This window comes from Aquimarina amphilecti (assembly GCF_900109375.1).
GTDB lineage: Bacteria > Bacteroidota > Bacteroidia > Flavobacteriales > Flavobacteriaceae > Aquimarina > Aquimarina amphilecti.
This window is the reverse complement of the sequence record NZ_FOAB01000002.1, coordinates 524275-538976: the sequence shown is the minus strand read 5'-3', so window position 1 is coordinate 538976 and position 14702 is coordinate 524275. Positions and strand designations below refer to the sequence as shown.

Below are 14702 nucleotides of genomic sequence, written 5' to 3'. Positions count from 1 at the left end.
TTATTATAACACCCAAATATTATGAAAAAATTATTTCTACTTTTACTTATGGTAGGCGCAGGATCAACTATTCAAGCACAGGAAGATTGGTCTAGAATGACTGAAATTTTCGATCAAGTATATAGCCTTGCTACGGATCTTAATGAGCAAACCGAAAAAGTTACTGCACAAGGAAGCGTAATCTCTATTGTTACTGGAAAAGGCACTGTATCTGTTGAAAGAAAATTAGATCCTAAAAAAGCAAAAGAATTAAAACATTATCAATACAACTTATTAACTTCTGCTGGAAAGGTTGTCGTTTTAGATAAAATGAACGCTGAACGTGTAATCGAAACTTTTCAATCGAAACTTTTAAAATTGAAAGAGGAGTTAAGAGTTAATCAAGATGCTGATGTAGAAAACATTTTGAATAGTCTATTCAACTAAGTTTACATACTAGAAAGTATAAAAAAAAGCGCTCAAATGAGCGCTTTTTTTTATACTTTCTATTTACTACTATATATCATTTAATAATTTAGATATTTCATCTAATTTAGGAGTTAAGATTACTTCTATCCTTCTGTTCTTTGCCTTACCAGTTGATGTCTCATTAGATGCCACTGGAGAGAACTCTCCTCTTCCTGCAGCGGTGAGATTCTGTGCATCTATTTGTGGATTCTCTAATAAAAGATTTACAATTGCCGTTGCTCTCTTGGTAGATAAATCCCAGTTTCCTTTTAACTGACCATTACCAGTATATGGTACATTATCCGTATGACCTTCTATAAGTACAGCAATATCATTATTTTCTCCTAAAACAGATCCTAATTGTTTTACCGCCTGTCTTCCCTGCGTTCCTACCGCCCAACTACCAGAAGCAAATAACAGTTTGTTTTCCATAGAGATATACACTTTACCATTTCGTTCTTCGACCGTTAATCCCTTTCCTTCAAAATTTCGTAAAGCTTTAGAAATAGCACTTTTTAGGGCTTGCATTTTAGCATCCTTTGCTGCAATCAATCCTTCTAATTCATCTACTCTTTTAGAACGACTCTCTAAATCTCTCTGCAGTTTTTCTAGACGATTTCGTTCTGCGGCTAATGTTCTTTCTTTATCTTCTAGCTGGGACAATAACTCTCTATTTCTCTTATTATTTGCATTAAGAGCAGCGGCGCTATTCTCACCTAAAGCGTCATATGAATTTTTTAAATTCTCATAATTTGTAGAAAGCGCATCATATTTGGTTCTCAATTCATCTCTTTCTGCTCTAGTTTTTTCATACTCCTTATTGAGCTGATCCAATGCCAGTTTATCCGCATCACTAGTTTTTTGTAAAACTTTATAGGTATCCTGCAACTTTCTATTATCCCTTTTTAATCGAGAATATTTGCCTTCTAGCTCCTTGTGTACTTTAGAAGAAACACACGAAGTAGCAAATGTTCCTATACATATTAGTATCGCAATTCTTTTTATCATAATTTTTTCTGTTTAAGTCAATCTGAACTTGTCGAAAACTAGACAGGTTTTAACACTTCGACAGGCTCAGTGTGACAATTTCTTACATATTTAATTCTACCATGATCGGACAATGATCACTATGCTTTGCTTCTGATAGAATAACCGCTCTTTCTAACTTATCTTTTAGCGGTTGTGCTACCATCCCATAATCCAAACGCCAACCTTTATTATTGGCTCTAGCATTAGCTCTGTAACTCCACCAAGAATAATTATGAGGATCTGCATTAAAATGTCTGAAGGAATCTATAAATCCACTTTCCATAAAATTACCAATCCATTCTCTCTCTACAGGTAGAAACCCTGACACGTTTTTATTACGTACCGGATCATGAATATCAATTGCTTGATGACAAATATTATAATCTCCTAGAATTACTAGATTAGGATGTGATTTTTTTAACTCATTAATATACTCCTGAAAGTCATCCATAAACTTAAGTTTATGGTCTACACGTTCTATATTCGTTCCACTTGGTAGATATAAACTCATAATAGAAACACCATTAAAATCAGCTCTAAGATTACGCCCTTCATGATCCATATAATCGATACCAGTTCCGTACTCTATATGATCTGGCTCTGTTTTAGATAAAATAGCGACACCACTATATCCTTTTTTCTGTGCGCTATACCAATAGTTATATTTGTATCCTGCATCTGCAAAAACATCTAAATCTAACTGCTCTTTATTTGCCTTAATTTCCTGCAAACAAATCACATCTGGATTTGCTTGTAGCAACCATTCTATAAATCCTTTTTTTAGTGCTGCACGGATTCCGTTTACGTTGTATGATATTATTTTCATAGTATATTTTAAAAACATCAGCTAAGATATTTTAAAAATTACTTTTTATCGTAATGATACCTGCACAAATATTCATTCTAACATACGCTAGTAATTACAAAATAGGTTAACGTTATTTACTTTCTAAAACCTCAATGGTTTTCTTTGGTTTTTTAGTTCGGATTCTAATCGTTTGGTATTGCCAACTATCATTTCTTTTATTTGCTACGACATCCATTTTTCCTTTTTGCTTAGATCCTTTTATCCCAACCGTTATAATCGCTTTACCTTCTTCGGCATATCGAACCTCTCCTTCCAAAAGCTCAAAAACACTAATTGGCTGTACTTCTCCCAACAGCTCAATAACACGTTCGTCGTCTTGCACCATATCAAAAGCATTGTCATATACAGATGGATCTACCATAGCTTTGGTAAAATCTCCTATTGGTTTTCCTAAAAGTACCAATATGGTCATTACAAATCCGCTAATCAAAGCTAACAACCCTAAAACCCAACTTCTGTTCTTACGCCACCAGCTTTTTTTATCTATATAATCGGTCATAAATTTTTTATTTAAATTATTACTGACTAATAAAACTTAATCTTACTTTTATCGTTATTGCTATTATAAAAACCTTTCCAATCAATAATTGTTGCATAAATCATAGTAATTTAAGAAGCTTAGCAAGTCTCTGTAAGTGAAAAACTTTAGTTTTGTATCGATGCGTATTTTTACGGTTTTAGGTTTTTTATTATTCTTTAGCACCAGTAGTTTACTAGGTCAAGATACTTTTGGTAATTTCAGAAGTAAAAAAGTACATGTTACTGATACTATCCGTATTGACTCTGTAAGTATTAATTCTTTTAAATTTAAATTACTTTCCAAACAAGGAGCAGCTATTGATAGTACGCTATATAAAGTGAATTATGAGAATGCCTCTGTTATATTATCACCACAGCTAAAATCACAAAACGATTCAATTACAATACAATACTTTCGTTACCCTGATTTTTTGACCAAAAAATATTTTGAATTTGATCCATCTATTATTGTTGAAGAAAATGGTAACCTTCAAAAATTATATAGCTTATCTGAAGCCAATAACAAGAAAGAATTCACTCCTTTTGACGGACTTACCACGAACGGAAGTATATCAAGAGGCGTTACCGTAGGTAGTAACCAAAGTACCGTTTTGAACTCTGAATTAGATTTACAAATCTCCGGTAAAATAAGTGATAATATATCTCTAAGAGCATCTATTCAGGATGCGAATGTACCTGTACAACAAAGTGGCTATTCGCAAAACTTAGATGAATTCGATCAAGTTTTTATAGAACTATATAGTAAAAATTGGAATGTAAGAGCTGGTGATGTACAATTACAGAATACCACTAGTTACTTTAATAGATTTACTAAAAACGTACAAGGTATATCTATCAATGGAACCTTAAACCATCCCGAATCTAAGACCGATTTATTTGCTTCAGGAGCTTTAGTAAGAGGTGTCTTTACCAGAAGTCAGTTTACTGGGCAAGAAGGTAATCAAGGTCCTTATAAATTAACTGGTCCTAATGGAGAATTATTTATTCTCATAGTTTCTGGGAGTGAACGGGTATATGTGAATGGTTTACTATTAGAAAGAGGTGAAAACAAGGATTATATTGTTGATTACAATGCTGGAGAAGTACGTTTTAACCCAACCTACCCCATTACATCAGATATGAGGATATCTATAGAATACCAAACAACAGAACGAAATTACTCTAGGATCATTGTTTATGGTGGTGGTGAACACACAAGTGACAAGCTAAAAATCGGCGCTTTTGTATATTCAGAAAATGATGCTAAAAACCAACCACTACAACAAAACCTAAGTGATCCACAAAAAGAAATCTTATCCAACGCTGGTGATGATACTTCACAAATGATTTCTCCGTCTGCAGTTCCTGATGTTTTTAGCGAAAACAAAATTCTTTACAGAAGGGATATAATAGAAGGACAAGAAGTTTTTGTGTTTTCTAGTAACCCAGAAGATGAATTATTTAATGTTCGTTTCTCTCTAGTAGGAGATAATCAAGGTGATTATATTGTGGGGGACGTAACTACTATTAGCAGGATTTTTGAATATGTCGCTCCCGTTAATGGAATACGACAAGGTAATTATGCTCCTGTAATACAGTTAGTAGCTCCTACTAAACTTCAGACAGCAGTGGTTCAAGGATCTTATATCCCTAACGAGAAAACATCCGTAGCGTTTGAAATTTCTGGAAGTAAAAATGATTTAAATCTTTTTTCTGATATTGATGATGACAACAATGATGGAGTAGCAGGAAGATTACAAGTCAAACAAAATGTCTTTTCTAGAGATAGTAGTTGGACCATGAATGCATTTGCCACAGGAGATTATATCCAAAAGGAATTTAAAAGCATTGAACGGATTTACAACATAGAATTTAACCGAGATTGGAACTTAACCAATCCTTTGGGCGATCAGCAGTTTTTTACATCTGGATTAGAATTACTTCATCCAAAAAAAGGATTCACACGATATTCCTTTCAACATCTTAATTTTTCAGAAAATTACAATGGAAATCGACACCTACTAAACACAGAATTAAAATTAAATAATCTTGGCATTTCTTTATATTCAAGTTTACTGAATAGTAATAATGCTAACTTAGATTCAAGATTTTTCAGAATCTATAATATTCTAACTTATAGCTTTCCAAAAAACTGGATCGGAACCAAAATAGGAATCGAGGAAAATAAAGAAATAAATTTAAGTGATCAAACTTTTACATTAAATACACAAAGGTTTAAATCCTACGAGATCTACAGTGGAGTAGGTGATAGTACAAAAATCTATGCAGAAGTTGGATATAGACATCGAATCAATGATAGTGTTAGAAATAATCTTTTAGATAAAGTAAGCACCTCTAACACCTATTTTCTAAAATCCAACTTACTAAATACAACAAACACTCAATTATCTTTATTTGTTAACTATAGAACACTTAATAATGAGGATCAGAACAGAGAGGATGAAGAATCTCTAAACTCAAGGTTGCTATACAATCAGAAATTTTTTAACGGAAAAATCAATTGGAATACTGTTTTCGAAACAAATAGTGGAACGTTACCTCAGCAAGAATTCACTTACGTGCAGGTCGACCCAGGACAAGGTACCTATACCTGGAATGACTATAATAACAATGGAATACAAGAATTAGAAGAATTTGAAATCGCTCAGTTCACGGATGAAGCCATTTACCTAAGAGTATTATTACCTAATCAACTTTTCATAAAAACTCATCAAAATCGATTAAGTCAAATCATAACATTAAACCCTCTTTCTTGGTCTGGATCCAACAACAAAACCAAAAAACTATTATCACATTTTTATAATCAAACATCTTACATTGTTGATCGAAAAAACTTGCGAGATGATAGTTCCTTTGACTTAAATCCTTTTAAAAAAAATGATAATGAATTAGCATTAAACTTAAGTTTTAGAAATACGTTATTCTTTAATCGAGGAAAACAACGCTACACTACATCATACTCTTTTCTTTCTACAAAAAATACCAATTTACAAGTTACAGGACTTCAGGAAAACACAATAGATAATCACCAATTGACATTTGCACATAAAATGGCGAAAACCTGGCTTTTTGATCTTAAAAACGAACTTATTAAGACAGAGAGTATCTCAGAAAATTTCGCTAATAGAAACTATATTCTGGAAGGCTATAAAATTGAACCAAAATTATCTTATTTACTATCGCCTCAAACACAGTTTAGCATCTTTTACCTTTTAAATGATCAAGAAAACATTTCAGGAGAAGAAGTGCTTACACAACAAAAACTAGGTGTTTCATTTGCGTATGCGAATAAACAACAGATTTCTATAACCGGAGAATTTAACTATTTCAATAACGATTTCACAGGAAACGCCTTCTCTCCTATTGGATATCAACTGCTTAATGGCTTACAACCAGGAGATAATTATACTTGGTCCTTTTTAGCGCAAAAAAAACTAACCAAGTATTTAGACCTTAATATATCTTATTTAGGCAGGAAAAGCGAAACAACAAGTACAATTCATACAGGTAGCGTTCAACTTAGAGCATATTTTTAATTTTATGCTCATCTTTAAATAAAAAAATATAATTTGTAATTCTTAAAACTAAATCCAAATAACAATGAAAAATATTCTTAAAACTTGCCTTGTGTTGATTTCTTTACTTTCTTATAGCTGCATAACAACTCAAGGAGCAGATGGAAAAAAGAGTGAAGATGGAAAAGAAAGTGCTCAACTTATAAATTCTAAAGAAATGATCCAAAAAGGTTTTACAAAAGGAACATTATCCACTAGTAAATCTAAAGACTGTCCATATGTTCTTACAGTAGAAAAATATGCAGATAAATTAGACCCAATAAATATTCAAGATTTCTTTAAAACTGACGACATGCCAGATAAGGTATGGGTAAAATATAGTGACCTAAGAATGAACAGTAGATGTAAAGAAGCAAGACCTGTCTCAATACAAGAAATAAGTAAACGTACTGATTAATTCACAGAAAACTTTGCCGATTTTCCGGTCTTACCGCCCCCTAATCGAACAAAGTAAATACCTGAACTAGCATAAGACATATCGACTAAATATGTAAATCTACTATTCGCATCTTTTTCTACTAAATTAGAAACTATAGTTTTTCCTGTAATTGTAAATATGCTCAGCCTAAGAATATCATCAGCGTTGATATCACTCATCGTAATCAAAAATTGATTATTAGGCTGACTAATTACGATAAGATCTGAATTAGGGTTTGTATTCTCTCCTATTTCTACAGTATAATCATGTGTAGTACCAAACTGCATGGATCCACAAGGATCATTAAGATCCGATCCATTATTAGTATTCGTATCACCAGCTCTAACTCTTAATAAATGAGTACCTAATGGTGCATCATTATTTAGTGAAAAAAGAAAAGTCTGATTTACATTTTCTTCAGAAATCACTTCATTACTAATAATCAATTCTTCATCTTCAAAAACAGTATCATCATCAAAATCTATCCATAATGATAACTGTTCTGCATCACCTTCTGCGAAACCTGCTTGAACTGTTAGTGCATATACTCCTATGGACTTATCAAGATTAATTACCATACTCGTAAAATCCTCGTAACCATCTCCACATTCAATATTCTGGTTTGATATATTAGAAAGTTCGAAAGAAGACAATCCATCCCCAAATCGTGAGCAATCCGATGTTGGTGAACATAGTTGATGAACAACTACTCTTGTGATTACATCATTAAGATTATCTTCATCTGTAGTCAGAGCAGTACCAATCTCAAATGAATAACTTGAAAATTCTGATAAATCGGCTGTAACTGTAAACGTATATTCTGCTGATTCTCCAACAGCAATAGTCCCTGTAAAAACTTCGTTAACAGGAGTTCCTCCATCAAGTGTGTAAAAAACAGGGATGTTAGATTGTGGAGAACCTCCATAATTCCTTATTAACACTGTGACAGTTTCAGTAGAAGAAAGACCTCCTCCAGATACAGGAGAAACCAAACTTATCACTCCTACATCATTCAAAAATAAATTAGAAACCTCTTTAGTTGTACAGTCGTTTTCTGGAGTTACATCACCTACCTGATTAGTTTCTGCCGAAATGAAAGATGTATTTCCAATTGTTAAATCTGCAGTAGTATTAAACGTAAATGATGCGGTTTGCCCAGCAGAAATAGATCCAGTAAAAATTTCGTCCACTGCACTTCCTCCATTGATAGAATAACTTACTGGAATGTTACTTTGCGTTGTTGTACCAAAATTCTTAATTGTAACTGTAATAACTTCAGAAGTAGAAAAAGTAGCATCTTCTGGAGCATCTATACTAACAACGCCTACATCATTGGCTACATTTTCTGCAATTTTAAAAACACCTACAATGTTTCTAGCATTGTTTCCTGAATTCTCAAAATACTCCGCAATATGCCAAAAAGTTTGATCATCCAAGGGATCTACAGTCATTTGCGCATAATCCCCATAACGATTTCTTGTAGTTTTATCAACATCAGTACCTACGGCAATTGTTTGCTCAGTAAAAGTCATTGTTCCCAAAGGATCTTCTGCCAGTCGCCCAGTATACCTAATAGAAGCAAAACTATTTTGGCTTGCTCCATTATCAATAGTACCCATCGTAGTGTAACCCATTCCGATATTTCCAAAAATATCCATAGCCATACTTGCACACCAAGCACTTTTACCATCGGGAGAGGTATATGTACCCTCTTGATGAACTGACCAAGGTTGATCATCACCATTCTGACGAAGTTCATACCATCTAATTCCAGAAATATTATCTAAATCTTGACGACTATCAATATCCACAGGAAAGTTTAATACTACTGAATTATAATTACAAAATCTTCTATAATTAGTAGCAAACATGACAGTTCCCTGTAATACATCAATATCTTGACCATCCGATCCTGGCTGTGGAAGATTTGCAAAGGAGCCTCCATCAAATGTAGAATCAAAAGAAGTAATATTTCCATTACTTACGGTTAACTCTTCTGCCTCAGTTATTGTAGATTGTTGTGGGTTGATCCAATCTACATTAATAGTCCATAATTTTAAAGCATCTTCACTAACTCCTTGCCAATCATCATCCTGAAAATAAATAATTCTCGCATCTCCTTCAGGTGGAAGTGTACTTCCTATCGCATTAAAAGATGCTGGACTATAAAAACCTCCTATTCTTGCTCCAGGAAGAGGAAACCCGACCATTTGCGCCGTATCAACTCCTGCAAGCATTTGTTCTCTATCTATAACGTACACTACCTCACTTGTCATTTGCTGACCTTGATCCTTATTAGCAGTTATATAATATCCATCCGACCAAATTGAAAATTTTGTGTAATCTGGAAAACTACCAGTATTAAAACGATACGTATACCAACCGTCATTTACAGGATCAGATCCTCTACATATAGCAACTAAAAAACCATTAGGTGTATCACTAAACTGAGTAATAACAAATCGATCAGCAAAATTATCATAGAAAACGATTGGATCTCCAAGAGATTCTCCAGGAAAAATATTTGCTAAGGAAGTAGAAGGCACTAATACATTTCCATTTCTATCATGAATTGCAAAAGCAGAATTTTTAGCACTTATATAATGGTTAGGACCTATAGCTCCTGTTGGATCCGATGGTGAAACCGTACTAGAATTCGTTTCAAAAACTAATGAAGGTGTTCTATTCGCTCTAGTATTGCTAGTGTTTTTTTGTTTTTGTAATAAGGGATCTTGCCCTTTTGGCAATCCTTTTCCAGGAACAATTTTATTAGCATCTGTTCTCTTAGGGTTTACTTCTCCTTCTCTAGGCGTCTCAGGAATTAGTTTTTTACCAATCAATGGCCCTACTTCCTTCATGTAACTAGAAGAAGTAACCAAAGTAGCAGTAGCCGTTTTCTTGTTTTGAGAAAAGCCAATTACACAGAAAAATAAAAAAGAAAAGAAAATGATCCTTTTCAATAGCATAAGAGAATTTTTAAGATGAGAATAATCTCGATTTTTGGTCTAAAATACAATTAAACTTCAAAATATAGTAAAAACTAAACACTTAATCTATTGTTTCTACTGGAAACAAAGGAGATTTCTTACAATACTAGAAACCTCCTGTGTTTAAAAAGCTATACTGTTTATTAAATAAACTAATTTATCTAACAATTATTTTATCTGTTATTCTACTAGAACTATCTCCCATACTTATTATATAAATTCCAGAAGCCGCATATGACATATCTAAATCATATTCATAAACCCCTTTTCCATTCTTAGTAATATAATTAGATACTAGTATTTGTCCGGACAATGTAAGCACATTAAATGTTAATCTTCCTTCGAATTCTGTACTTAACTGTATGTTATATTTATCCTCGGGAGCACTTATTACGATTAGTTCTCCAACAGCACTTGCAAAATCAGGTACTGATAATGGGATTCCTACACTTACTGTATAATCATGTGTAGATCCATAACTCATAGAATTACAAGGATCGTTAAGATCTCCTGCAAAACTAGTATCTCCAACACGAGCCCTCATTAAATGGTCTCCAATAGGTGCATCTGCAGGAATAGAAATTAGAAAATTAACATCTGTATTTGCAGCAGTTATTATTCCGTCAGTAACCAGTTGTTCTGACGGTTCAAAAGTACTATTATCATTAAAATCAATCCATAGAGAGAATTTTTCGTCATCATCATTTGCAAAACCACTTTGTACAGTAACATCGTAATCTGTAGCTATTTCTAAAGTTGCAGTAAGATTTCTGAAATCTTCATATCCTGTATTACAAACAACACCTGTATTAGATAAATCAGAAAGCACAAAAGAAACTATATTATCTCCAAAAGAACAATCAGAAGTAGGCGCACATATATCTTTAATCACTTCTACAGTAATAGAATCATTAGAAGTATCTCCATCTCCCGGTTGAGAAACAGTCAATACAAAACTATAAGTTCCAAAAGAAGAAAGGTCCGCAGTTTGACTAAATGTATAATCAACACTCTCACCCGCAGCTAAGGGTCCAGAAACTATTCCATTCACTACTGTTGCGCCATTCACTGAGTATGAAACAGGGATATCAGACTGAGCATCTGCTCCAACATTTCTTATAGTAATCGTCACATCAGCCGAAGCAGAAAGTTGATCATTAGATTCTGGCGCAACTAATGCAGAAACAGATAAGTCCACAGCATTAATATTCTTAACTAATCGAGAATTACAATCATTTTGTGGATTATCGTCATTTGTTAAATTAGTTCTAGCAGAAACCACAAAAGAATTAGCTCCAGATAAATCCGCAACAGTACTAAAACTAAATGATGCTGTTGCACCAGCTGCAACAGATCCGGTAAATACTTCATCTACCAATGCTCCACCATCAACCTGATAACTCACAGGAATATTTGATTGTGATGTTGTTCCTAAATTTTGAATAGTCACAGTTACGGTTTCCGAGTTCGTTAATGTATCATCCGAAGGAGAATCAATAGAAACAATTCTTACATCGTTTGATGGATTTGTTGCTATTTTAAATACTCCTACAACATTTCTTGCATTATTACCAGCACTCTCAAAATATTCCCCTATATGCCAAAAAGATTGATCATCTATAGGATCTACTGTTAATTGCGCATAATCTCCATATCTAAAATTTACATCATCAGCACTTCCTTCAGCAATAGTTTGCTCTGCAATTGTCATAGTTCCCAATGCATCACTAGCCAATCTTCCAGTATATCTTATAGAAGCAAAACTATCTGCCGTTGCGTTATTAGCTGTGGTTCCCATAGTTGTATATCCCATACCAATATTTCCAAAAGCATCCATAGCCATACTAGCACACCATGCACTTTTACCATCAGGTGATTCATAGGTTCCTTCTTGATAAACAGTCCAAGGCTGACCATCTCCTGCTTGACGTAATTCATACCATCGTATTGCAGCTATATTATCAGAATTTGCTCGATCATCGATATCTACAACAAAATTCATAACCACACTATTATAATCGCAAAATCTTCTATAACTTGTCATATACATCATAGTAGATTGAATTGCATCGATGTTTTGTCCACCTCCAGGTTGTGGAAGGTTTTGAAAACTCCCTCCATCAAAAACTGAATCAAAATCCGTTATCTCATTCGAATCTGCTGTAAACTCTTCTGCTTCTGCAATAGTTGAAGAAGCGGGATTCTCCCAGTTCACATTAACAGTCCATAATTTTAACGCATCATCCGATACACCTTGCCAAGAGTCATCTTGCATAAAAACAATCCTCATATCTCCTGCAGGAGGTAATTCTGGACCTGTAACATGAAAACCACCTGGGCTATAAAACCCATTATCTTCTATTCCTGGTAAAGAAAACCCAACCATTTGTGCATTAGGATCTCCTTCTAATAGTTTTTCTCTTTCTAAAGCAAAAACTACTTCATTAGTTGCCTGAGATCCTTGGTCTTTGTTTGCGGTTACATAATATCCATCAGACCAAATTGAAAATTTAGTGTAATCTGGAAAACTACTTGTATTAAAACGATATGTATACCACCCATCATTTACTGGATCTGGTCCTTGACCAACTGCAACCAAAAATCCATTAGGAGAATTACTAAACTGAGTAATTACAAATCGATCTTCATAGTTATCATAAAATATTATTGGATCTCCTAAAGATTCTCCTGGCCAAATATTTGCTAATGAGTTAGAAGCTACCAAAACATTACCACTTCTATCATGGATAGCAAAAGATGAGTTTTTAGCACTCACATAATGATTTGGTCCTACTGCTCCTGTAGGATCCGTTGGTGAAGAAGATGAAGAATTAACTTCAAAAACTAATGATGGTGCTCTACCTGTATGGGTTGCAGCAGCATTTCTTTGTATTTCTCGCAATGGATCAATACCTGAAGACCCTTTCCCTGGAACAACTTTACTCCCATTGGTACGTCTAGGGTTGATTTCTCCTGTTCTAGGTTTTGGAGGTATTAATGTTCGTCCTGCTAACGGTGGTGTTTCTCCAAGATATATTGCTTTAACAACCGACGAAGCTTTGTTTATCTTTTTCTCTTGTGCATTTCCTATTAAAGCCCCAAAAAAGAGAAACAAAAAGAATAATTGTGATCTCATAGTTATATTTAAATGATTTGATAATTAAGTTAGTAATAATTAAACAAGCGATTCCCCTAAAACCCTAATACATTACATTCATTTTTTACATTTAAAACAAAAAAACCGCTAAAAAAGCGGTTTCTTTTATTCTAATTATTTTAACCAAAACTCAGGATCAACTTTTTCGGAAATAATAGATTTAAGTTCTGAAATCGGAACACGTTTCTGCTCCATAGTATCTCTATCTCTTATGGTTACTGACTGATCATTTAATGTATCGTGATCTACAGTAATACATATTGGAGTTCCAGCAGCATCTTGCCTCCTGTAACGACGTCCTATCGCATCTTTTTCATCGTATGCCACATTAAACTTCCATTTAAGATCTTTTACAATTTTCTCCGCAACCTCTGGTAGGCCATCTTTTTTAACTAACGGTAAAATCGCAGCTTTTACAGGTGCAACAACAGCCGGTAATTTTAATACTACTCTACTAGATCCATCTTCTAATTCTTCATCTTGTAATGCTGTAGAAAACACAGCCAAGAACATTCTATCTAATCCTACCGAAGTCTCTACTACATAAGGCACATAGCTTTCTTTTAATTCAGGATCAAAAAACTGTAATTTTTTACCAGAGAACTCTTCATGCGCTTTTAGATCAAAATCAGTTCTAGAATGAATCCCTTCTAACTCTTTAAATCCAAATGGAAAATTAAATTCTATATCTGCTGCTGCATTTGCATAATGAGCTAATTTATCATGATCATGAAAACGATAATTTTCCTTTCCTAACCCTAATGATAAATGCCAATTTAAACGAGTTTCTTTCCAATATTCATACCATTTCATTTCTTCTCCTGGACGCACAAAAAACTGCATTTCCATTTGTTCAAACTCCCGCATTCTAAAAATAAACTGTCTAGCCACTATCTCATTTCTAAATGCTTTACCTGTTTGGGCAATCCCAAAAGGAATCTTCATTCGACCAGTTTTCTGAACATTAGAGAAATTCACAAAAATTCCTTGGGCAGTCTCAGGTCTTAAAAATAAATCTGTAGCAGATTCTGCAGAAGCTCCGAGTTTGGTTCCAAACATCAGATTAAACTGTCTTACATCCGTCCAATTTTTTGAGCCTGTTTCTGGATCCGCTATTCCTAATTCTTCTATTAGAGTTTTTACATCAGCTAAATCTTCATTTTCTAAAGATTTTGCCATGCGTTTCAATACCCTTTGTTGTTCCGAAAGATACTTTACAACCCTAGGATTAGTAGTAACATATTGCTCTTCATCAAAAGAATCTCCGAAACGTTTTTTAGCTTTTGCTATCTCTTTTTGAGCCTTTTGATATTGTTTTTCGGCATAATCTTCTAACAATACATCAGCTCTATACCTTTTCTTAGAATCTTTATTATCAATTAACGGGTCATTGAATGCATCTACGTGACCTGATGCTTTCCATGTTGTAGGGTGCATAAATATGGCTGCATCTAAACCTACAATATTCTGGTGCATATACACCATACTTTTCCACCAATATTCTCTTATATTCTTTTTAAGCTCTACTCCATTCTGCCCGTAATCATATACCGCACTCAATCCATCATAGATCTCACTAGAACCAAAAATATACCCATACTCCTTAGCGTGGGCTATTACTTTCTTAAATTTATCTTCTTGATTTGCCATGGCGCAAAAATAACCGAATTTACAAGAATTG

Annotated in this window: 9 protein-coding genes; 3 read left to right on the top strand and 6 right to left on the bottom strand. The window is 33.8% G+C overall.

Features of this window, described 5'->3' with window-relative positions:
• The first annotated feature begins 21 nt into the window (after positions 1-21).
• Positions 22-426, top strand: a complete 405-nt coding sequence (locus BMY33_RS06655) for a hypothetical protein (protein WP_139195604.1) — start codon at positions 22-24, stop codon at positions 424-426.
• Positions 427-495: 69 nt separating this feature from the next.
• Here BMY33_RS06655 and BMY33_RS06650 read toward each other — a convergent pair whose 3' ends face one another.
• The 3 genes from BMY33_RS06650 to BMY33_RS06640 form a co-directional block, all read right to left on the bottom strand.
• A complete protein-coding gene (locus BMY33_RS06650; protein ID WP_091406874.1) occupies positions 496-1455 on the bottom strand; it encodes an OmpA/MotB family protein in 960 nt (319 codons plus the stop codon).
• 82 nt (positions 1456-1537) lie between these two features.
• Positions 1538-2302 carry an exodeoxyribonuclease III gene (locus BMY33_RS06645; RefSeq protein WP_091407220.1) on the bottom strand — a complete coding sequence of 255 codons (765 nt, stop codon included), beginning with the start codon at positions 2300-2302 and terminating at the stop codon, positions 1538-1540.
• Positions 2303-2414: 112 nt separating this feature from the next.
• Positions 2415-2843: a cytochrome c oxidase assembly factor Coa1 family protein gene (locus BMY33_RS06640; RefSeq protein ID WP_091406873.1), complete on the bottom strand. Its 429-nt coding sequence runs from the start codon at positions 2841-2843 to the stop codon at positions 2415-2417.
• Between the two features lie 136 nt (positions 2844-2979).
• On the opposite strand from BMY33_RS06640, the gene BMY33_RS06635 reads away from it, so the two are divergent.
• Together BMY33_RS06635 and BMY33_RS06630 are read left to right on the top strand one after the other, a co-directional pair.
• Complete coding sequence (locus tag BMY33_RS06635) at positions 2980-6420, top strand: hypothetical protein (RefSeq protein WP_342028416.1); 3441 nt, start codon at positions 2980-2982, stop codon at positions 6418-6420.
• Positions 6421-6484: 64 nt separating this feature from the next.
• On the top strand, positions 6485-6856 hold the full coding sequence (locus tag BMY33_RS06630; protein ID WP_091406870.1) for a hypothetical protein: 372 nt from the start codon (positions 6485-6487) through the stop codon (positions 6854-6856).
• Here BMY33_RS06630 and BMY33_RS06625 read toward each other — a convergent pair.
• The 3 genes from BMY33_RS06625 to BMY33_RS06615 all read right to left on the bottom strand — a co-directional run bounded on the left by BMY33_RS06625 (position 6853) and on the right by BMY33_RS06615 (position 14671).
• The gene (locus tag BMY33_RS06625; RefSeq protein WP_091406867.1) at positions 6853-9843 is read right to left on the bottom strand and encodes a GEVED domain-containing protein; all 2991 of its coding nucleotides are present in this window, start codon (positions 9841-9843) and stop codon (positions 6853-6855) included. The two genes, BMY33_RS06630 and BMY33_RS06625, sit on opposite strands and share 4 nt — an antisense overlap.
• Before the next feature lie 178 nt (positions 9844-10021).
• Positions 10022-13000, bottom strand: coding sequence for a GEVED domain-containing protein (locus tag BMY33_RS06620; RefSeq protein ID WP_091406865.1), 2979 nt, complete (start codon positions 12998-13000; stop codon positions 10022-10024).
• A 135-nt stretch (positions 13001-13135) separates the two neighbouring features.
• Positions 13136-14671: a glycine--tRNA ligase gene (locus tag BMY33_RS06615; protein ID WP_091406864.1), complete on the bottom strand. Its 1536-nt coding sequence runs from the start codon at positions 14669-14671 to the stop codon at positions 13136-13138.
• Positions 14672-14702: the final 31 nt, after the last annotated feature.